The organism is Pseudomonas sp. GZJR-8, assembly GCF_002916705.1.
In the GTDB taxonomy this organism is placed as follows: domain Bacteria; phylum Pseudomonadota; class Gammaproteobacteria; order Pseudomonadales; family Pseudomonadaceae; genus Aquipseudomonas; species Aquipseudomonas synxantha_A.
The window spans coordinates 175288-196838 of the sequence record NZ_JXSI01000013.1 but is presented as its reverse complement, the minus strand read 5'-3'; the positions used below and the strand labels follow the sequence as shown (position 1 = coordinate 196838).

Here is a 21551-nt window from a genome sequence, read left to right as displayed (position 1 = left end):
TCCCTTAACCGCGTGGAGTCGCAGTGCTGGCGAGCTTGGGCGCGGTCGTTTCCGGCGCCACTTGCTCCAGGTTGCTGGCTTCAAGCGCTTGTCGTTGTTGGGCCAAGGCGGCGAGGGTTTCCTTGCTGGCCATCGGAATGGTTTCCGGCGCGACCGGTGAGCCGGGGCGCACACGCTGCAGGCCCTTGACGATCACGGTGTCGTCCTTGGTCAGGCCGCTGCGTACGATGCGCAAGCCTTCGATCTTGGGCCCCAATTCCACCGCGCGGTAAGCCGGCTTGTCGCCGTCCATCACCAGCACAAACTTCTTGCCCAGGTCGGTACCGACGGCTTCATCGTTGATCAGCACGGCGGAGTAGGTGCCGCTGCCGACCAGCTTCAAGCGCGCATACAGGCCAGGGGTGTATTCGCCCTTGCTGTTGTCAAACACCGCACGGCCACGGATGGTGCCGGTGGACGGGTTGACCTGGTTGTCGACGAAGTTCATCTGGCCCAGGTGCGGGTTGCCGGTTTCGTTGGACAGGCCCAGATACACCGGGGTGGTTGCGCCGCGACGGCCTTCACGGGCCAGTTCGGTGTACTTGAGGAACACACGCTCGTCGGCGTCGAAGTAGGCGTAGACCTTGTCGGTGGAGACCACACTGGTCAGCGCCGTGGTGTCGGCGGTCACCAGGTTGCCGGCGGTGATTTCGGCACGGCTGACGCGGCCGCTGATCGGTGAAGTGACACGGGTAAAGCTCAAGTTCAGGCGGGCCAGGTCCAACTGCGCCTGGATCCCGGCCATGGCGGCGCGGGCCTCCTGGGCGGCGGTGGTGCGCGAGTCGGCCAGTTCAGCGGAGATCGCATTGCTCTGGCGCAGGCGTTCGCCGCGTTGCGCTTCGTTTTCGCTGCGGGTGGCGGCGGCTTTGGTCTGTGCAAGCTGGGATTCCAGGCGGCGCACTTCGGCCTGGAACGGGCGCGGGTCGATCTGGAACAGCAGGTCGCCTTTCTTGACCAAAGCGCCTTCAGTAAAAGCGACCTGGTCAATCTGGCCGGACACCCGAGGACGAATCTGCACGGTTTCCGGGGCTTCCAGCCGTCCGGTAAATTCGTCCCACTCGTTGACCGGCTGTTCCAGTACCTTGGCCACGCTGACCTTGGCTGGGGGCATGGCGGCCGCTTGTTCGGGAGACTTGCCGCACGCGCTCATCACCACCACGGCCAGAATCGCCAGGGGGAAGCGCAAAAGTTTGAGTGACTGTTCCATGAGGTGCATCCGCCAATGTATTTGAGATGGGCGGATCATGCGCGGCGGGGTGCTATGTCACGAATCGAATGAAGCAAAGGTAACTATCATTCGGAATGATATAAGAGGGGAGTCAGCCCTCTAGCATGGGGGGTTCGTTAGGGAGCTATCAATAGCCTTGATGACAAAAGACTGTTGCCTAAGGTGCATCGAATGCTTCACCCAGAAAATCGATCAAGGCGCGCACCGACGGCATCAGCCCGCGCCGGGATGGAAATACCGCCGTGATAACGCCTTGCACGGGCTGCCACTCAGGCAGCAAGACAACCAGACGCCCCTCGGCGACATCCTCCTTGACCACCACCCATGGCAGGTTGGCGATGCCTACTCCCGCCAGTGTCGCGTTTTTCAAAGTCGGCACATCATCGCTGACCAGGCGCGGCGTGTGCTGGATCTGCGTCGTCGCGCCATCCTGGCCGGTCAGCTCCCACACGTACTGAATCATCAGGTTGCCCCAGTGCACGGTGGGCAGCCCGGCAAGGTCGGCGGGTTGCGAGGGCAGGGCATAGTCCTGCAAAAAAGCCGCGCTCGCCACCAGCACCTGAGTACTTTTACCGAGCAGTTTCATCACCAGTTCACTGCTTTCCAGGGGTGGGAAACACAGGCTCAAGGCAAGGTCATAACCCTCGGCAATCACATCGACCTTACGGTTGAAGCTCTTCACATTCAGTTCGACGTTGCCGCATTGCGCCATGAATTGAGCCAGCATCGGCGCCACCCAATAGTTGAGCAGCGCGGTGGTGCAACTCAGGCGAATCAAGCCGCGTGGTTCTGATTTGTTGAAGGCCACCACATCTTCTGCCGACTCGGCCTCGGCAATCATCGCCACACAATGTCGATAATAGGCCTGGCCGATATCAGTAACCTGGAACTGGCGCGTCGAACGCTGTATCAGCCGCGCCCCAAGCCTTGCCTCAAGCTGACCGACTCTGCGACTCAGGGTCGATTTGGGCAGGTTCAACGCTCGGCCCGCCGCCGCAAAGCCGCCGTGCTCGACCACCTTGGCGTAAAGGAAGAGTTCGTTCAGGTCGAACATGGGCAGTGTTCCATTTTTGAGATGCCCCCAGCTTAATCCAACTCAGGCCCTACGTTGAGCGAATGTCAGCGCTTTCATCCGTGCGTCAGTTCAGTGTACGGCTGACCTCACGCAGGCGCGCGTCGCTCAGGTTGCCGGTGGACGCCAACAGGTGCAACTGGGCCATCAGGATCGCATAGCGTTGTTGGGCCAGGCGTTGTTGGGTATCGGTGACTTTCTGTTGCGCATCCAGTACGTCGGTGTTGATGCGGGAACCGGCTTCGAAGCCGTGGGTCACGGCGGCGAGGTTGATCTGGCTGGAGTTCAAGGCCTGCTTGAGTGCCTGATATTGGCTCATGCCGTTGGTGACTTGCAGGTAGGCCTGACGGGCCTTCATCCCGGCGTTGCGGCGTGCGTCTTCGACTTCGTCCGCTGCCTTGCTTTGCAGTGCATGGGCTTCGCGCACGCGACTGCTGGTGCGGCCACCGCTGTAGAGCGGAACGCTCAGTTTGACCCCGACCACGGTCTGGTTATAGCGATTTTCCGGTAACGTCACATCGTATACATCACCGCCGACAGAGGCGAAGCGGCCATGGGCGGCGATCAGATCGAGGGTGGGCAAATGGCCGGCCCGTTCCTTGTCGATGTCCATTTCGGCCAGGCGCTGGGCAATCTGCGCCGCCTGTACGGCAAGGTTGCCCTGTTGCGCGGTCGTGGCCCAATCATCGATGGCAGCGGGCACCGGGGCACTGAACTGCGGCTCTTTGCCTGACCAAGGCCCCACCTGTGCGGCAGTCAATTGGGTGAGTGTTTCGTTGGCGATGTCCAATGCACCACGGGCGGCAATCTGTTCGGCGAATGCCTGGTCGTATTTGGCCTGAACCTGCGCGAGCGCGTTAGCGGTGGTAGCCCCGTCGGCCAGCAGTCGCTGGCTGCGCGTCTGGCTCTGGCGCAGGGTTTGTAGCTGTTGTGTGCGGGTGTTCAACAGTTCCTGATTGAGCAGTACGTCGAAGTAAGCGCGGGCAACGCGCAGCATCAGCGCTTGGCGCGCCTGTTCAGTGTGCAGTTCACTGGCGCTGATCAACAGCTTGCTTTGGTCGTGGGCGATCACATTCTGCCAACGCAGCAGCGGCTGTGTGAGGACCACCGCGTAGGCGTTGGTGTTATTGCGATTGCGATGATAATCGGAAGAGTCCTCGGCATCGACCCAGGCCGCGCCGCCGGTGACAGACAGGTCTGGCAGCAGGTTGGCACGGCTTTGCGGTTCCTTTTCTGCCGTGGCCAATTGCTGGGCCTGTGCGGCGGCGAACTGCATGTCGTGGGTCAGTGCCTTCTGGTACAGGTGGTACAAGTCATTTGCCGATACCTGGGTGGGCGCGCAGGCGAGTGCCAGCCAATACAGGGGCGTGAGCAGCGAGGTGGTGTTGAGATGCAAACCTGGAATACGCAAGGGGTGTGCTCCACTGAAAGATTTATCGACTGATGTGGCTTCTGCGCATCATCAGCACCATGGGAATCCCGATGGCCATCACCGCTCCCAAGGTGCCGAACAGCATGCTGAACGCCAGCATTTGCCCTTGTTCGCGTGCTTGCATGTAGGGCATCAGGGCCAGGGCTTGTTGATGGCTCGCCAGGCCCAGGGAAAGAAACAGCGGGTCGGTTTCCACGCCTCCCCAGCCACTGGCAACCAGACTCGATTCGGTGACATGTTCGGAAAGCAGGCGGTAGCGTTCCCACGAGAACCGTGTGAGCAGGGTGGCTGCGATGGCGATACCCACGCTGCCCCCCAACTGGCGCATCAGGTTGAGCACGCCCGAAGCACCGGAGATCAATGTCAGCGGCAGGCGGCGCATCGCCAGGTTGGTCAGCGGCACAAAGATCATGCCCAGGCCCAGGCCGCGGATCACCAAGGGCCAGTACAGCGTGTCCGGGTTACTGTCGAGGGTGAACTGGGTGTGCAGGAACATGGCATAGCAGTACATGACGATGCCCAGCGTGACGAACACGCGCTCGTCGATCTTGTTTTCCTGGGACAGCTTGCCGATCACCAAGGTGCTGATGGCGCTGGCCACTGCCCCGGGGAAAATCACCAGCCCGCTCTGGTAAGCGCTCTGCGCCAGTAAGGTCTGCAAGAACAGCGGCACCATGAACAACGTGCTGTACAGCCCGAAGCCCACACAAAATGCACAGATGCATCCCATCAGGAACTCGCGACTCTGGAACAGTGCGACGTTGACGATTGGGTTGGCCACACGCCGCTCCCACCAGAAGAAGCCCACCAGGCTGAAGCTGCTGAGCAACAGGCAGGCTACGGTCCAGTTGGACGCCATCCAGTCCCAGTGTTCGCCGCGCTCCAGCAGGATCTGCAGGCTGCCGACGCCCAGAGCCAGCAAGCAGAAGCCGCTGTAGTCGACGCTGGAAGGTTTTTGTTCGTTGGGCGAGTCGTTGATACACAGCCAGCACAGCAACAAGGCCACGGCACCGATCGGCAAGTTGATCAAGAAGATCCAGTGCCACGACAAGGTGTCGATCAGGTAGCCGCCGACGGTCGGGCCGAGGGTTGGCCCCATCATCACCCCCACGCCGTACAACGCCATGCCGCTGCTGACTTTTTCCTTGGGGAACACGTCGTAGATGATGGCCTGGGAAATGCCCAGCAACCCCCCGCCCGCCAGGCCTTGCAGCACCCGAAACGCGACCAGTTGCCAGAGTTCGGCAGACATCGCGCAACCCAACGATGCCAGTACGAACAGCGCAGTAGAGACCAGGTAATAAGTACGCCGGCCGAACCACGCCGATAGCCAGCCACTGACCGGAAGAATCACCACGTTGGCCACCACATAACCGGTGGAGACCCAGGAGATTTCATCCACCGACGCCCCGTAGGTGCCCATCAGACTGGGAATCGCGACGTTGACGATGGTGACATCGAGCAGCTCCATCATCGAGACCAGCGTGACGGTAAACGCAATCAGGTAGGGCGACCTCATAGCGTCTGGCCGGCGTCGTCAGGTGCGGCCACTTCGACGAACGCGCTCATGCCCGGGCTCAACAGCGACTTATAGTCATCCGGCACAGCGTTTAGCGCGATGCGCACCTGCACGCGCTGCACCACTTTGGTGAAGTTGCCCGTGGCATTCTCCTGGGGCAGCAATGAGAATTTCGCCCCGGTGGCCGGTGCCAGGCTTTCGACGACGCCGTCGAAGGCGTGCCCGGGGAAGGCGTCCACGGTAACTCGGGCGTTCTGGCCGACGCGCACGCGGCCCACCTGGGTCTCCTTGAAGTTGGCGGTAATCCACAGCGGTTCGGTGGCGATCAGGCTCATGAGCTTTTGGCCGGCGACCACAAACTGGCCAGGCTCCACTTCTTTTTTCGAGACAATGCTGCGCAACGGCGCGGTCTGGCGGGTGTCGTTGAGCTGGATCCTGGATTGTTCCAGCTCAGCTTGCGCGGCCGCGATCCGATAGTCCTGCACCTTGAGTTCGGCCTTGTTGGCCAAGGTGCTTTGGGCCGCGGCCTGGGCGTTGCTGCGCGCTACCCCCTGGGCATGGCTGAGGGCATCGAAATGCGCCTTGGCCACTTCCTGGTCCTGGGTGCTCAGCACGCCTTGAGCGCCGAGGCGACGGGCACGCTGGTAGTCGTTACGCGCTTGCTCAAGGTTGGCGCTCGCTTGAGCCAGGGCCGCTTGCGCGGCCTCGCGCATGGCCACTGCACCGAGCACCTGGCTGTCCAGCGCCCCCGGCACGCCTGCGCGCCCGGCGGCGGCGAGCAGCGCTTGCCACTGTGCTTCGCGCTGCTGCAGCTGGTAGCGGTATTCACTGTCGCGGATCTGAAACAGCAGGTCGCCGCTTTGTACTGTGACGTTGTCCACCACCGGCACACTGATCACCACGCCCGAGAGCTTGGCCCGTACCGGGATGATCACCCCGTCGAGTTCGGCGTTGTCGGTACTCACGTAGGTGCTGGAATACTGCCAGCGCTGCCAGCCCAGTATCAGCAACCCGCCGACCACGACGCCGCACAGCGTCAGTTTTATCAACTTGCCTTTGGTCATGTGGTACTCCCTGTCGATGCACGTTGAGGTCAAGCAGGCTCAGAAACGGTGTGGACCTCCCGCGCAGGACGGCTCACCGTCGGCTGAGCCTTGTCCAGCAGGAACTGATGCACGCCATTCCACAGGTCAATCCGTGAGTTGATTGCGGTTTTCGCACTCTCGACCATGTGCAGGTGTTGCGCGGGGCTGGTGACGATTTCGGCGATGATGCGTTTGGCCGCCGGGCCGTGATCGTCACCATCCATCTCGATGTGGCGCTTCAAGTAATACGTGAGCATCGGTACCTCGCTTTCACTGACCGACCATTGCGACAGCAGGCGACCAAACATGTCGGGGATAATGTCTTCACGCCCGAAGAAGAAGTACGCCAGGACCGCTTCGGTGCTGCCGTGTTGCGCAATATCGAGGGTCTGGCACATGAACACTTTGGCCGCCGTTGGAATCTCTCCGTGGTTGAGCGCCTTGGCCAGCGGAACCTTGGCCTGGATAGCGGCCAGGAAGCGGCGGAATACGCTGCTGTCGGCGCCGATTTCATCCATGGCCGCGAGGTACAGGTCCAGGTGGCTGATAAAACCGCCCTCGGGATGCTCGTCGGTCTCTTCACCGACCACGATTTCGTTGATCAGGCGGGCGGCGGTGATGTGTACCGGCGGTACCCAGGGCAACTCCACGCAGGTGAGGTCGCGCTGGATACGCTTGAGCAAGGTCATGAAGTCCCAGACGGCGAACACGTGAAATTCCATCAGGGTGCGCACGTCTTCTACGGTGCGGATACTGGCGAACAAGGGGTGACTGAACAGCTGCTCGCGCTCGGTTTCAATGTGGCTATCGATATCAAAGGGCATGCGTGCTCCTGCGGCCTGAAGGGTCAGGCAGAAAATCCAGCGGAAATTAAGGGTGTGTGTCGTTTACCGTGTTTGTACGGTAGGGGTGGCGCCCGGTGGCATACCGGAAAGACCGCACGAAGTGCTTTTCCAGCAGGTATTGCCGGTTTTCGTACCACCCCGCGTCCAGCAGTTGACGGTGTACCTTGGGCAGTCGCCAGCAAGGCACCGCGGGGTAAAAATGATGTTCCAGGTGAAAGTTCGAACCCGCGTGCAGCCAGGTGTTGAGGCGCGAAGTGCGTGAACGCGCTGGCGGCAAGTGCGGGCCTGCGTCGAAAGCATGTTCTTGATAGGCATTGACCGCCGACAGCATGAACGCCACCGCCAGGCTCAAGGAAAACCCCAGCAGCAACCCGTCGATGAGCCACATGGCCAGCCCATAAAGGCTGAGCCATACAACCTGACAGGCGATATTGCAGCGCGCCAGCCATTGCACCTGGGCTGAACTCAACGGCAGCGCCGAGGGATTGCCCAATGGCCCGAACGCCAGGCGCCAGGTGGTCTGCAGATAGCTCAAGGTGGCGATCAATCGCGACAGGGTGATGCGGCTTACCAGTGTGTGGTAACGCGAAAAGAGCCGGTAGTCCGGGTCCTTCGTGCTGTTGCTGTAACGGTGGTGTTGCCAATGGTCTACAAAGTAACCGGTCACACAGAACCCCGGCAGCAGCGAACTGGTGGCAATGCCCAGGTAGCAACTGCGCATGGGGTTCGCACTCAGGTTGAAGTGGAAACCTTCATGCCCAAGGATCGCTTGCAGAAATAACCCGTATCCCGCCAATACCACCAACGGCAAACACACCAGCGTCCACAGGGTGGAAGCTGTGGTCGTCACCCACACAAACAGTGCCAGTGGCAACAGGTACAGGCTCAAGGCGTAGGCGATGATCAGCAAGGACTCCCTCGGCCGGGCCTTGAACAAGGCACGGTCGAGACGGACCTGGGGCTTGGGGTGCAGGTGGCTGGCCATTGGCGACGGCTTACTCGATCAGTTCAGGGTTGAGCACCAGGTGGCCGCCGCGCGTGAGCGTGCGCAGGCGCATGGCGATAAAGCCATCCACCACGCTCGGCACGCTGCGTGCGGTATACATGGCCAGCGTGCCCATGAACGTCAGCCCCCGGTTGCGCAGGCCATTTTTCTGGCAGGCACGTACCAGGCCGTTCGCGGCGGCATCCAGCTTTTCTTCGAGGGACAGCAGGGTCTTGTCACCCCATTTGAAGGTCACCAGGCGTTTGACCGACAGGCCCACACGCTGCGCGGGCAAGTGGATCGCCGTGTCGATGAACCCCGGGTACACCGTGACCACGTCAAGTTCCCCGCGATACTGCATACGCAGCACATCCGAATAAGCGCTCAGCGCACGTTTGCTCGCAGCATAGGCGGCCACGTAGGGTGCATTTACCAGCGCGAACAGTGAGGACACGTTGACCACTTTGCCGCGCTTTCGCAGCAACCCCGGCAGGAACCCCGAAGTCAGTTGCCAAGGCGCGAACAGGTTGACATCCACCGCGCGGGTCACCTCATCGGTGACGCCGGTTTCGCCGCGTTCCAGCGTCAGGGTGCCGGCGTTATTGACCAGAATGTCGATGTCGCCGAAATCGGTGCTGATGGCGCTGATCACGTTGGCCACGGCGTGGCGGTCGCACAGGTCGACTTGATAAAACGCGTCCAGCAGACTGCTGTCTTGCGGTGCGAGGATGTCAAGGCCAATCACGGTGGCGCCCAGTTGCTTGAGTTTGCAGGCCGCTGCGAAACCCAGGCCGCGCGCGGTGCCGGTGATAACAATGGTTTTTCCGAGCAGATTCATGAGTGCGCTCCGGTCATGCTGAAGGTTGATGCGGACAAGTAGGTGTCAAGGTTGGTCGCCATCGAGATCCTGGCCGGTGGATGAAATTGCAGACCGCGGCAGGCCATCAACCCGTTGGAGCTCAGGTTGCTGGTGATGAACGCCATCCCGCCCAACATGGCGTGAGCCTGGTCGGAGAGCTGGGCAAGGCGTTGCTCGATGCCGTAACGCACCAGCAGCAGACGGGCCAGCACGTTAGGCAAGTCCTGTGGGTTGCGCTCGATATCCAGGGCCGCGCCTTCCAGCGCGCTGATCGCCAATTGCAGGTCGGCTGCCAGGTCCACGCGGTGATGCGCGGTCCAGCGGGCGGCGTCTGTGACCGACTCGATCAGGCCGGCGCAGGCACCCACATAGGATGCGCAAATCAACAGTTCGAACCAGATAAAACCCACGGTTTGCACGTCGCCCAGCTGGTGGGTGTAACCGGCGGAAAACACCATGCGCTCGGGTACCAGCACTTCGTTGAGGCGCACTTCGATGCTTTCAGCGCCGGCCAAGGCGCTGTTCTGCCAGAAGGGATTACGGCTGATGCCCGGCGCAGTGGCCGGAATCAATGCGACCATCAGCTCTTCGCCGCCAGGGGTTTGGCGTATATAGCTGGCGGTGAGCAAGTCCATCGACTGTCCGAGGCAGCAGGGCTTCTTGCTGCCGCTGAGTAACACCCCCTCTGGGGTGTGCACCGCTTGCATGGCCGAGTCGAGAATGCCCGCTCCGCTGGTGCCCTCGGCAAACCCCGAAGACAGCAACAAGCGTTTTTGCGCGACGGCAGCCAGCAACAGGCCTTCGGCGCCGCCACCGTTCTGCGTGAGTGCCAATAAGCTCGCCACGGAAAACTGGTGCATGGTGCTGGCCACTGCCAGCGAGGGCGAGCGGGCCCCCAGGGCGATCTGCACATGCACCGCGTCGAGGATATTCGCGCCCAGCCCGCCGGCTTCGCGGTTGACCAGCAAACCCACCGGGCCATGTTGCTTGAACAGGGCGATGACCTCGCTCTGTGGCGCCTCACGCTGGGCCGGAGGAATGGCCGCCAGACGCTCGTCAAAACCAGGGGCGTAGCGTTGAAGCAGATCGCGTGAGCGATTCAGTAACGACAGTGACATGGTTCAGGCCTTCAAGTAGCTCGCCGGAAACAGGCCGGTGATGATCGAGTGAATGTTGTCCCGGATGGCTTGTTTGGCCACAGGGTCGAGCATGTCCGCGAGCATCGGCAGGCCCAGGTCGAAGCGCGATTTGAAGGAGATGATCGCGTCCTTGCCGTCCGGCAAGACGTGCCAGGTGCCGGAGAAGTGATCGACGTCGCCGGCCATCTGCTCGAAATGAATTTCCCGGGTGTCGGCATTGAAGGTGTCACGCTCCTGCCACTTGAGAATGCCGCTGTGGAAGTTGACCTCCCAGGACGTAAACGACACCTGGTCGCTGACCTTGTTGATGCTGATATCGCGCACCGACTCGCAGAGCTCGACGTAATTGCTGAAATCGCTGATCACCGCAAATACTTCATCAGCGCAGGCATGGGGAATATGGGCCTGCACGTTGACTTCTTGCATGGGGGAAAACTCCATTTAAAGGGATGGCATCGAAGTGGTCAGTGCCTGGGTGAAGCCTTCGATCAACCAGTTGCAATCCTGGGCCGTCAGCAATGGCGACGGCGTGAGCCTTATCACCCGGTGATCATTGAGCGAGTGGCACACAATGATGCGCTGCTCGATCAGGGCCATGACCATATTGGCGGCGATTGAGGCCTCGGCGAACTCAAAGCCCAACAGCAAACCTGCACTGCGCAGTTGCACACGTTCGGCCCAACCTCTTTGTTGCAACAGCGCGCTGAAGCGGGCGTGCAGGTCCTGGCCCAGTAACCGGGCACGCGCGACCAGGTCTTCTTGCACCATCACTTGCAGCGTGGCCTGCACGGCCGCCATGGCCAGCGGGTTGGCGCCGAAGGTCGAGGTGTGGACCGTAGGGTTGCGATTGAACGGCGCATAGATCGTGGCGCTGGCGACCATGGCGCTCACCGGTACGCAACCGCCGGACAGGCTTTTACCTACCAGCATGATGTCGGGCACCACCTGTTCCTGGTCACAGCCCCACCAATAGCCGGTGCGGCCCAGGCCAGATTGGATCTCGTCGATAATCAGCACGGCGCCATACTGATTGCACAGCTCGCGCACACGCCTGAGGTAACCCGATGGCGGCAGAATGACTCCCGCTTCGGCCTGGATCGGTTCGAGGATCACGCAGGCCTTGTCCGGCGATGCGCGTAGTTGCTGCTCAAGTGCGACGCTGTCGCCAAACGGCACGAACTCGCTGTCGCTGAGCAACCCATTGAAGGGTTCTCGGTAGCTCTCGCGGCCGGTGACGGCGAGGGCGCCGAGGGTCTTGCCGTGGAACCCCCCGAAGGTCGACAGCGTACGACGGCAACCGTTGAGGCGCGCGAGCTTCAAGCCGGCTTCGGTGGCCTCGGCGCCTGAATTGCAAAAGAACACATAGTCCAGGTCACCCGGGCACTGTGCTGCCAGGGCACGTGCTGCAAAGGCCTGTTGCGGGTTGAGCAACAACTTGCTGGCCAAAGCGTTTTGCTGCAGTTGCCGAGTAACCGCCTCCACGACGACCGGGTGGCCGTGCCCGAGGAAAAACACGCCATAGCCGCCTGCATCCAGGTATTGACGGCCTTGCTCGTCGTAGATGTAGACGCCACGGCTGGATTGCTCGATCGGCAGGTTCATCAGCGAAGCGAGGCGTGCGTAGCCCGAGTTGACGTGCTGGCGCAGGTATTGGTCGACCTGTGCGGCGTCGAGAGTAGGTTCGATAACAGTGTGGTTCATGCCACGCTCGCTTCTGTGGACGTTGTCACCGGCTGCTTGAGCATGCGCGTCAGAGCCCCCAGCTTGGGTGCCAGGTGGTTGAGCGACAGCAGCAACTCGCGGCCAACATCACGCTGGCTGAACGCCGGCTCGCCGAGTAACTGCGGCAATGAGGTGGGCAGTGGCGTGCGCAGGCAGGCATAGCGGCACAACTGCGTGGCACGGGTCAGGGCAGCCTGGATATTGCCGCTCAGCGCCGGCAGAAATACCGGGCGAATCAATCGTTCGTAAATATCCGGCGCCATGCAGCGTGGCCGTGTGAAGGGTTGCATCTGGGCTTCCATGGATTGGCACATCAGGTCCAGCAGCCCCGTCAGATCCAGGGCCTGTGGACCGCTGGTGAGAAAGTAGTCGTCGCCGATCAAACGCTGGTGCAGCGCGTTGGCAATCGCTCGGGCCGCGACGTCACGGGCGATCAGGTCGACATAGCCAGCAGGCGGGCAGGGTACGATGGGCAGTACGCCAGACATCATCAGCCCCATGGTCATATGGAAACCCTGAAAGTTGGGCATATGCCCTGTGCTGGCGTCACCGATAATGATGGACGGACGAAAGATCGACACATCGATGCCGGCCGAGCGCACCAGGGTTTCGGCCTGGCGCTTGGCGACTTCGTATGGCGTTTCCGCTTGCACGCCTTCGTAATAGTCGCAAGGGTGGGTAAAGGCGGTGCTGATGTGATACAGCGGCACCTTGGCTTGCTGCACGAAGGCCACGACGTTTTCGGTGCCGAGGTAGTTCACCGAAAAGATCTGATCGATATCACCGTCCAGGCGCGTCACCGCCGCGGCGTGGATCACCCAGTCGACACGCTCAACCAGCGCCGCATAAACGTCGCTGGCCAAGCCCAGGTCAACGCTGCAAATATCACCCTTGAGCACTTCCACTCGGGGATCGCGGATACGGCTTTTGCGCGCCAGGCAGACCAGGTGAAAGTCCTCTGCCAGGCAGTCGATCAGTGACTCACCGAGCACCCCTGAGCCTCCAGTGAGAAGGACGGTTAGTTTTTGCTGTGCTGACATGTAGGGCGCATCCTGCGGATTCATCGAAAGAATTCATGGTGCGTTTCGCCGAATTGCAGGCACAGGTGCCCCGGGCGAACACTCTTCTATTCACTTTCGGTGGCGCTGAGGTGCTCTGGGAGGAGGTGATCAGCGCTTAACGTTGTCGCGAATAAGATGCGATCGATATTGGCGTTTTGATATCAGTGCGTCTTGAACGAAACGCTTGTCTTACGCAAAACCTCAGCGGCGGTGCGCGGCGTCATGCCAATCATGCGGCGCATCATGCGAGCCAGATGCGCCTGGTCGGAGAAACCGCCGTCGGCGGCCGCGTCCGATAACGTCGAACCGCCGGCCAGGGATTTGGAGGCCCGTTCCAATTTGTTCCAGATGATCCACTGGGAGAGGGAAACACCCATCTGGTGGGTGGCGACGCAGCGCAACCGGGGGCTGGACAACCCCACCGCCTGGGCAGCGCGACTGACGCAACCTGGGCCGTCGCGGTCCAGGCGCAAAATATTCAGGGCTTTGTGGAGCCTATGGTCGATCGGCGGGGTAATTGCCAGCAAACGCGAGAGGGCATCGACAAAGTGCGACAGGGATGTGCTACGGCGAAAGCACGTCAGCAGTTCATCACTGGCCAGGGCGATGCCATCGTCCTGGAGCAACGCATTGAGTGCACGGCCCAACGCCGTGTCCGGGCTGACATATAAAAACGCTACCGGATGACTCTCCGCCACGGCACGGTGTTCGACGTTGGGACCGATGATCACACCTGCCGCACGGAGCACCCTTCCGGGCAACTCAAGGGTGGCGGGGTGACCTACGCCGATGCACAGTTGGATGGCGACATGGGAGTGAGCAGTGTTTTGATCCGCACGGCCAATGTAGCCGGCCCACGAGTCGCCAAAGGTAACGCTGCCATCCCACATTTGAAGTCTTCCTTGACGTGTTGGGTGATTGTTCGACGCGTGCAGGGTAGGCCTGCGCAGGGCTGGATTCAAGCGCGGCGCTGGGTCGCTGTCTTTTCGTTGCACAGCGAGTGCATATCAAGCCGACGCTTGCTAGAGGCTATCCGGATCCCCGAAAAACATCTGAATCCGCGACCTCAACCACCGCTCCCCCGGATCATTATCCTGCGACCCCCGCCATGCCATATGCAGCTCAAACGAGCGCACGGGCAGCGGCGGGTCTTCGGCGCGCAACCCTCCCGCCGCGGTCAACGCTTCAGCCGCATAATCCGGCACTGTGGCCAGAATGTCGGTGCCCGCCAGCAACGTGCCCAGCCCGTTGAACTGCGGCACGGCCAGTACTACGTGGCGTTTGCGGTCGAGTTTCTCCAGCTCTTCATCAATAAACCCGCTCAGGTCGCCGGCGAATGACACCAATGCATGGGGGCGTGAGCAGAAGTCGTCCAGGCTCAGCGAGCCGGGCACGCTGTCGGCGCGCAGCAGTTTTGGCAGGCTGCGCCGCAGTACCTTGCGCTTGGCATTGGCCGGCAGGTCGGCGGTGTAACTGACGCCGATGGAGATTTCACCGGAGGCGAGCAGACTGGGCATCAGGATGTAATTGACGCGGCGTACCACCAGCACAATGCCGGGGGCTTCGGAACGCAGGCGTTTGAGCAATTGCGGAAGCAGGGCAAATTCCACGTCATCGGACAGGCCGATACGGAACACGGCGGTGCTGGTGGCCGGGTCGAATTCGGCGGCGCGGCTGACGGCGGTGGAAATCGAGTCCAGGGCCGGGGAGAGCAGGGCGAAGATTTCTACGGCGCGGGCCGAGGGTTCCATGCTGCGCCCGGTGCGCACGAACAGCGGGTCATCGAACAGCCCACGCAGGCGCGACAAGGCCGCGCTGATGGCCGGCTGGCCGAGGAACAATTTCTCGGCGGCGCGGGTCACACTGCGCTCATGCATCAAGGTTTCGAATACGATCAAGAGGTTAAGGTCGACACGACGCAGGTCGTTACGGTTCATCTTGTGTCCTGGAAGAGTCTGCAAACTTGATGTGAGCGGTCACACAGGAACCCATAAGGTCCTATTCAGAAGCATGACCGGCATGAATCTTACGGGGAAAGGCTGGTACTCTGCACCGGCTAATTGATTTTTCCTACGATAGTTGAGGTCTGCTCCTCCTTCGCGGAATCAATGACAGGCATGTCGACTATTAATGGCGACCGGTGGTCTTACCTGGAAAGCCCAGATAAAGTTCATGGCATTAGAGGTTACTTTGACGAGGTTTGCGATGTCCCGCACGATCCGTTTTCACAAGTTTGGTCCGGCCGAGGTGCTCAAATGCGAAGAGCATGCAGCCGCGCAGCCCGCACCGGGCGAAGTGCAGGTGCGTGTCGAGGCAATTGGCATCAGCTGGTACGACATCCTGTGGCGCCAGAACCTGGCGTCTTCCCATGCGCGCTTGCCTTCGGGCCTTGGTCATGAAATGGCCGGTGTTGTTGTCGCCCTCGGTGAGGGCGTGGATGACTTGGCAGTGGGCGATAAGGTGGCCAGTTTTCCGGCCGAGAGCCCCAATGATTACCCGGTGTACGGCGAGCAGATAGTCCTGCCCCGTTCGGCCCTGACCCGTTACCCGGATGTGTTGAGCCCGATTGAAGCCAGCGTGCACTACACGCCGTTGCTGATTGCCTACTTTGCCTACATGGATCTGGCGCGGGTCAAACCGGGGCAGTTTGCCTTGGTGACCGATGCCAGCCATTGTTCCGGCCCATCGTTTGTACAACTGGGCAAGGCCTTGGGTGTGCGGGTGATCGCCGCTACCAAAGACAGTGCCGAGCGCGAATACCTGCTGTCCCTTGGGGCAGAAAAAGTCATCGTCACCGAAGAACAAGACCTGCTCATGCAGATCAACAAGTTCACCGATAACCGTGGCGTGGACGTGGTATTCGATGGCCTGGGTGGCCCGCAGATGTCGCTGCTCGGTGATGTGCTGGCACCGCGTGGCAGCCTGGTGCTGTATGGCCTGCAAGGCGGCAACCAGACGCCGTTCCCGGCCTGTGCGGCGTTCCAGAAGAACATTCAGTTCTTCGTGCACTGTATCGGCAACTTCACGGGCAAGCCGGAACTGGGCATCATCCAGGACCAGGTGGCAGTGCAGCGCGCCTTGCGTGAGATCAACCAACTGACGGCCGACCGGGTGCTGGTCCCACTGAAAACCACGGTGTTTCCGTTCGGTAAGTTCGTCGAAGCACATCGATACATGGACGAATGCCCGTGTCGCGAGCGTGTGGCGTTGCAGGTTGAAGCTGTTTGAGCTGTAGGAGTATTCGTAAATGAATACGTTGGCGTCTGAGCCTATGAGGCAAATGCGCCATTTGACAGGGCTTAACCCGCATCGGGGTTGAGCCGCCGCGAGGGTGTTGCGCCCTGCAAACAATACCTTTTTTCCTTACGCCGCCCTGAATTCCAGCGCGGCGCTGTTGCGTGCGCGCCAAAAAAGTTCGGTCGCCTGCCCATCTGAACTGCTTTCAGGCGTTGTTCTGTATCTGTTAATCATTATTTGAGTGCCGATAATTGTGTCTTCGCTGTCATCTCAAGGATTGAGCAATGATTGAATACCTGACATTAACGTCTCGCACCTCTGAAACTAGCGATGCACGGGTCGCCTTCTCGAAAGTGCAAAACAAATACGCAGTCGCTTTACCTGAGCCAACAATGAGCGGGTAACTAATATGCGTCGGACGTTTCCTTAGTTGCTTAGTTAAAGTGGTGTAGGGCGTTGTCGGAATATTCCTAAGACATGCGGCCAGCCGCGCTGGAAGCCGTGCACGCCCACGACTCAGCATCGGTGGCGCCATTGACTGCTCCGGTGAGCGGTCCTGCGATTTTGTTGCAGGGTGCTAATGTTGAATCAACCTCGCACGATGCAACTGACGACAAACTTATAGATGTAATGGGTCGAGCAATGACGATTGATAATTGCTTGAAGCTAATATTTCAATTCAGGTAGTAGAACGATGAGCGCTATTCATGAGCAAGCCATGAACTATGTTTACCAGCAAGTTCTGCAAAGGTTGGTCGGGCACTTTACCCGTGACGAACGTACCGCACTGCAACTGTTGATCCAGCGAATTGTGGTAGCGGCCGGTGGCATGGAACAAGTAGGCAACTACAAAGTGCTGATTGCTCACGGCGGGGGTGAGGTCAGCAGTTACACCCTGGCGCTGTTGCGTGCGGCGCAACTGAGCATCGCCGGGCGTGCACCCAAGACTTTTCATCTGCGCGTGGCAACGTTGCGGCATCCGGGTATGACTCAGGCAACGCTTGATTCACTGCATCAGGGCTATGGCGCGTTGTTCTTCCATGATGATTCTCGGGTTGAACTGCTGATGGTCGAAAACCATGAAGTACTGCCCTTTAATCATCAGCGCCCGGCGTCCAGTGCCGGGCGTGAAGTCAGCCAGCGCAATATGCTGATGATAGGGCACCTGACGTCCGGGGACATTCGCGCCATCCTGCGCAACGACACATATCTGGCCCTTGGCGATTTCTATCAGCGGGTTGCTACCTGGAACGGCGGTGTGCACGCAGTGGTCAGCGGCGATTCGGTGCGCAAGCAAAGCCAATACATCGCGTGGCTGAAGAAAAATGCCCTGGCAACCGGTCTCGCGTTCGCGCCCGGCAAGCCGACATCGCTCAACGGGTTGTTTGCACGCATGGAAGAATGGAGCGTCGGCTGCTACCGCGACCTCTATGGCGAGCACTACGCGGGCACCGAGAACCCAGGCCGGGGCGGGCACCGGCATTTAGCCTACATCGGTATTGCCGACCTGCTCGACGATGTCGACGTCGCGCGCGCGCCGCTGCTTGCAGAGTTTCTGGCTCACAAGCGCGACCCGTTCGAGTTCCAGTTCAGCCACCCAGCCTATCCAAACCCGTTGCTCATGGCACATATGTACGGCTTGCAGGCCCAATGCCTGCGTGAGCTCTCCTATGAGCACGGTGTGGAAGGTTTTGTTCGTCACGCGGCAGACTACATGCTGCGCAGACGCGTCCCCATTGAGTTGATCACCGAGGCGTCCAGCCCGGATGGGCGGGTATTGTCGACCACCTACGCCCAGGCGTTTTTTGGTCTGGATGAAAGTCAGTTGACTTGCCTGCTGTTCGCGCCTTTCGTTCAGCATGGCGAACGGCTGGAGGGCTTCTTGCGTCAATGCCATCCCGGCATGTTGGTGGCACTGCCCGAACTGCACAAGGCGCTGCAGGGCAAGCCTGCTGCGGACATGTTGCATCAGTGGCTGGTAGACACCAGTGGTTTGCCGCTGGCCTTATTGCAGCATTTGTATCGCAAGCGAACATTGCCGGCTGCGCACGGCTCTCGCATCCACAAACAACTGTTTAGCCGGCCCGAGGCCCGGATCGCCCAAGTGTCGGGGCGCTAGCACCGTGCATTGGCGTATAGATGCCGGTGAGCGGCGATGAACCTGAGGGGAGAGCGGCAGGCAGACTTTGCCTATCAGGCGGTGTACCGCTACATGATCAACCTGATCAACGAAGTCAGCCTGGAAACGCCGGTCAAGTTGCCGTCGTTGCGTCAGTTGTCGACACGGATGAACGTGTCGATCTCGACGATTCAGTACGCTTACTCTTTGCTGGAAAAGGAAGGGCGGGTCTACTCGGTGGCCAAGTCTGGCTATTTCGCCTGGCCTGTGGCGACAAACCCGCCGGTCATGGCGGGCGCCGACCTGCTTGAGCGGCTGTATGCGGCGGCGCGACGCCCGACCATGGTTGTGCTCAGTGGTGATGAGCCGGCGTTGTTGGGGTCACTGGATGGCGCTTTGCTTGCGCTGGAGCGCCAGCTGGTGCGCAGGTATCCACACCACCTGCAACCGTCACAACCTTGTGGTGTATGGGAATTACGGGCGGCATTGGCGGCCCGTTATACCTCGTCGCCTAGCCATTGCTGGCAGGCCGACGAGGTGTATATCGGCGCCGATCTTCAGGGCGTACTGCAAATCCTGATCGACACGCTTGGCCTCGAGGGTACGGTGGTGCTGGCTGAATCGCCCTGCGATTACCTGGTCTTGCGCCTGTTACAGGGCGCTGGCGTGCGGGTTATCGAACTGCCCTGGCACGCCGATGGCAGCTTCGACTTGGCCACGTTCGAGCACCTGCTCAAGCACGAACCGGTACACCTTGTGCTGCTGTCCTCCGTGGTCAGCATGCCCTCGGGTAATGCGCTGACGCTACCCGAACGGCTGCAAGTAGCGCATTTGCTGGAGCGGCACGCCTGTTGGTTGCTGGAGAACGACACATTTGGTGAGCTGAGCTTCGTGTCGTCGCAAACGGCTTTGCGCAACCTGGTCAACCCGCAGCGGCTGATTGTGTTTTCTTCGTTCGAAAAGGTGTTGGGGCCAGAAGCGCCGTTTGGGTACCTACTGACGCAGCAAATGGGCAGTGAGTTGCAGCGCCAGTTTTTGCTGCGCTCATTTCGACTTTCATCCATTCGGCAACGCGCCATTGCTCGGCTATATGAGAGCGGGCGGTTGGATCAGCACCTGCAGACGTTATGCCAGCGCCTCCAGGAACAGGCGCAAGCCATGAGCCATCGGTTGGATGTGCATATGCAAGGGCGTGTGAGTTATCGAATGCCTATCGCCGGGGCAAGTTTCTGGTTGCAGTCGGTGGTGCCGGTGGATATGCGTCTGGTGTTCCAGCGCATGCTCGCCCAGCAGGTCGTGATTGCGCCGGGGGAGTTGTTCAGCCTCTTAGGCTTGCATCACCAGCATATGCGCTTGAGTCATACGTTCAGCGGCCACCCCAATCTGGATATTGTCCTGAATGCGCTGGCTCAGGCGCTGCTCCAGGCACAGACCGATTAATGTGTGAAACTTCTCTCCGAATTGTGGGATCGATAACATCGCTCAGTAGTCCAACTCTGAGTAAACTGTCATTTTTTCCGAATCCTTATTTTCCGAGGTTTATGCATGACTATCAGTCCTTTTGCGGGCAAACCGGCGCCGGCTCAGTTGCTGGTGGATATCCCGCGACTGGTCACGGCCTATTACACCGGCCAGCCTGATGCAGCAATCTCTACCCAGCGTGTAGCCTTTGGTACCTCCGGGCACCGAGGCAGTTCGTTCGAGCTGAGCTTCAATGAATGGCATGTGCTGGCGATCAGCCAGGCGATCTGCCTGTACCGTGAAGCCCAAGGCATCACAGGGCCGTTGTTCGTTGGCCTGGATACCCATGCATTGTCCACGCCGGCCGGTGCCAGTGCCCTGGAAGTGCTGGCTGCCAATGGCGTGCACGTCATGCTGGCTGAGGACGATGAGTACACACCGACCCCGGCGATTTCCCACGCCATCATTTGCTACAACCGCGGCCGCACCAGCGGCCTGGCGGACGGCATTGTGATCACCCCGTCGCACAATCCGCCGCAGAGTGGCGGCTACAAGTACAACCCGCCCAATGGCGGCCCGGCCGATACCCACGTCACCAAGTGGATCGAAGCCAAAGCCAATGAACTGCTAGCCAACAAGCTTGCTGGGGTCAAGCGCATCACCCATGCCCAGGCGCTCAAGGCGGACACCACTCATCGCCATGACTACCTCAACAGCTATGTAGCCGACCTGATCAATGTGATCGATATGGACGCGATCCGTAGCGCTGATCTGCGCCTGGGCGTTGATCCATTGGGCGGGGCGGGGGTGCGCTACTGGTCGGCGATTGCCGAGCACTACCGCCTGAACCTGGAGGTGGTGAACACCGAAGTGGATTCCACCTTCCGCTTCATGAGCGTGGACTGGGATGGACAGATCCGCATGGACCCATCCTCCAGCTACGCCATGCAGAGCCTCATTGGTCTCAAGGAACGTTTTGACGTGGCGTTTGCCTGTGACCCGGATCATGACCGTCACGGTATCGTCACGCCCTCCGGCGGCCTGTTGGCGCCGAACAACTACCTGGCGGTGTCCATCGATTACCTGTTCCAGAACCGTCCTGATTGGCGAGCCGATGCGGCGGTGGGCAAGACCGTGGTCAGCAGTGGCCTGATCGATCGCGTGGCTGCACGTATGGGCCGGCGCCTGTATGAAGTGCCGGTGGGCTTCAAATGGTTTGCCGATGGCTTGTTCGAAGGCTCGTTGGGTTTTGGCGGCGAAGAAAGCGCTGGTGCTTCGTTCCTGCGCAAGGACGGCACGGTCTGGAGCACTGACAAGGACGGCCTGATCCCGGCCTTGCTCGCAGCGGAAATGACCTCGCGCAAGGGCCAGGATCCCAGCCAGATCTACCGCGGCCTGACCGATGCACTCGGCGAACCGTTTGCCATTCGCGTGGATGCCAAGGCGACCCCGGCGCAGAAAGCCCTGCTGGGCAAGCTGTCGCCGGAGCAGGTGACGTCCACCCAATTGGCCGGCGAGAGCATCCAGCAGATCCTCAGCCATGCCCCGGGCAATAACCAGGCGATTGGCGGCTTGAAGGTCATGACGGAAAACGGCTGGTTTGCTGCGCGGCCATCGGGTACCGAGGACATCTACAAGATCTACGCCGAGAGTTTTATCGGCGAAGAACACCTCAAGCAGCTGGTGGAAGAGGCGCAGGTGCTGGTGGACGGCGCAATTTCCCAGTAACTGTGTAGGAGGGGGCTTGC

18 protein-coding genes are annotated in these 21551 nt (G+C 60.3%); 4 read left to right on the top strand and 14 right to left on the bottom strand.

The window, feature by feature from the left end:
• Positions 1 to 4: 4 nt before the first annotated feature.
• From mexE to TK42_RS22830, 14 genes are all read right to left on the bottom strand, one after another.
• A complete protein-coding gene (gene mexE, locus TK42_RS22895; RefSeq protein WP_103735210.1) occupies positions 5 to 1246 on the bottom strand; it encodes a multidrug efflux RND transporter periplasmic adaptor subunit MexE in 1242 nt (413 codons plus the stop codon).
• Positions 1247 to 1424: 178 nt separating this feature from the next.
• The gene (locus tag TK42_RS22890; protein WP_032875145.1) at positions 1425 to 2321 is read right to left on the bottom strand and encodes a LysR substrate-binding domain-containing protein; all 897 of its coding nucleotides are present in this window, start codon (positions 2319 to 2321) and stop codon (positions 1425 to 1427) included.
• Positions 2322 to 2406: 85 nt separating this feature from the next.
• Positions 2407 to 3750 (bottom strand): TolC family outer membrane protein, encoded by a 1344-nt coding sequence (locus tag TK42_RS22885; protein ID WP_103735209.1) that lies wholly within the window; start codon positions 3748 to 3750, stop codon positions 2407 to 2409.
• Between the two features lie 22 nt (positions 3751 to 3772).
• Positions 3773 to 5290 carry a DHA2 family efflux MFS transporter permease subunit gene (locus TK42_RS22880; RefSeq protein ID WP_103735208.1) on the bottom strand — a complete coding sequence of 506 codons (1518 nt, stop codon included), beginning with the start codon at positions 5288 to 5290 and terminating at the stop codon, positions 3773 to 3775.
• On the bottom strand, positions 5287 to 6354 hold the full coding sequence (locus TK42_RS22875) for an HlyD family secretion protein (protein ID WP_103735207.1): 1068 nt from the start codon (positions 6352 to 6354) through the stop codon (positions 5287 to 5289). The genes TK42_RS22880 and TK42_RS22875 overlap by 4 nt, the downstream gene beginning before the upstream one ends.
• 29 nt (positions 6355 to 6383) lie before the next feature.
• Positions 6384 to 7199 (bottom strand): DUF3050 domain-containing protein, encoded by an 816-nt coding sequence (locus TK42_RS22870; protein WP_032875157.1) that lies wholly within the window; start codon positions 7197 to 7199, stop codon positions 6384 to 6386.
• Positions 7200 to 7245: 46 nt separating this feature from the next.
• Positions 7246 to 8205: a fatty acid desaturase gene (locus TK42_RS22865; RefSeq protein WP_103735206.1), complete on the bottom strand. Its 960-nt coding sequence runs from the start codon at positions 8203 to 8205 to the stop codon at positions 7246 to 7248.
• A gap of 10 nt (positions 8206 to 8215) precedes the next feature.
• Positions 8216 to 9043 carry an SDR family oxidoreductase gene (locus tag TK42_RS22860; RefSeq protein WP_032875162.1) on the bottom strand — a complete coding sequence of 276 codons (828 nt, stop codon included), beginning with the start codon at positions 9041 to 9043 and terminating at the stop codon, positions 8216 to 8218.
• Positions 9040 to 10182, bottom strand: a complete 1143-nt coding sequence (locus TK42_RS22855; RefSeq protein WP_032875165.1) for an acyl-CoA dehydrogenase family protein — start codon at positions 10180 to 10182, stop codon at positions 9040 to 9042. Before TK42_RS22855 ends, TK42_RS22860 begins: the two co-directional genes overlap by 4 nt.
• Before the next feature lie 3 nt (positions 10183 to 10185).
• The gene (locus tag TK42_RS22850; RefSeq protein ID WP_032875168.1) at positions 10186 to 10629 is read right to left on the bottom strand and encodes a type II toxin-antitoxin system RatA family toxin; all 444 of its coding nucleotides are present in this window, start codon (positions 10627 to 10629) and stop codon (positions 10186 to 10188) included.
• A 15-nt stretch (positions 10630 to 10644) separates the two neighbouring features.
• The gene (locus TK42_RS22845) at positions 10645 to 11904 is read right to left on the bottom strand and encodes an aspartate aminotransferase family protein (RefSeq protein ID WP_103735205.1); all 1260 of its coding nucleotides are present in this window, start codon (positions 11902 to 11904) and stop codon (positions 10645 to 10647) included.
• The gene (locus tag TK42_RS22840; RefSeq protein ID WP_103735225.1) at positions 11901 to 12965 is read right to left on the bottom strand and encodes an SDR family oxidoreductase; all 1065 of its coding nucleotides are present in this window, start codon (positions 12963 to 12965) and stop codon (positions 11901 to 11903) included. The genes TK42_RS22845 and TK42_RS22840 overlap by 4 nt, the downstream gene beginning before the upstream one ends.
• Before the next feature lie 182 nt (positions 12966 to 13147).
• Positions 13148 to 13876, bottom strand: coding sequence for an AraC family transcriptional regulator (locus TK42_RS22835; RefSeq protein WP_032875173.1), 729 nt, complete (start codon positions 13874 to 13876; stop codon positions 13148 to 13150).
• Between the two features lie 132 nt (positions 13877 to 14008).
• On the bottom strand, positions 14009 to 14923 hold the full coding sequence (locus tag TK42_RS22830) for a LysR family transcriptional regulator (protein ID WP_078821402.1): 915 nt from the start codon (positions 14921 to 14923) through the stop codon (positions 14009 to 14011).
• A gap of 268 nt (positions 14924 to 15191) precedes the next feature.
• Between TK42_RS22830 and TK42_RS22825 the strand changes: the two genes are divergently transcribed.
• The 4 genes from TK42_RS22825 to pgm all read left to right on the top strand — a co-directional run bounded on the left by TK42_RS22825 (position 15192) and on the right by pgm (position 21531).
• Positions 15192 to 16214, top strand: coding sequence for a zinc-dependent alcohol dehydrogenase family protein (locus TK42_RS22825; protein WP_103735204.1), 1023 nt, complete (start codon positions 15192 to 15194; stop codon positions 16212 to 16214).
• 703 nt (positions 16215 to 16917) lie between these two features.
• Complete coding sequence (locus tag TK42_RS22820; RefSeq protein WP_177464521.1) at positions 16918 to 18342, top strand: hypothetical protein; 1425 nt, start codon at positions 16918 to 16920, stop codon at positions 18340 to 18342.
• Positions 18343 to 18378: 36 nt separating this feature from the next.
• Complete coding sequence (locus tag TK42_RS22815) at positions 18379 to 19782, top strand: PLP-dependent aminotransferase family protein (RefSeq protein WP_103735202.1); 1404 nt, start codon at positions 18379 to 18381, stop codon at positions 19780 to 19782.
• 105 nt (positions 19783 to 19887) lie between these two features.
• Positions 19888 to 21531, top strand: coding sequence for a phosphoglucomutase (alpha-D-glucose-1,6-bisphosphate-dependent) (gene pgm / locus TK42_RS22810; RefSeq protein ID WP_103735201.1), 1644 nt, complete (start codon positions 19888 to 19890; stop codon positions 21529 to 21531).
• Positions 21532 to 21551: the final 20 nt, after the last annotated feature.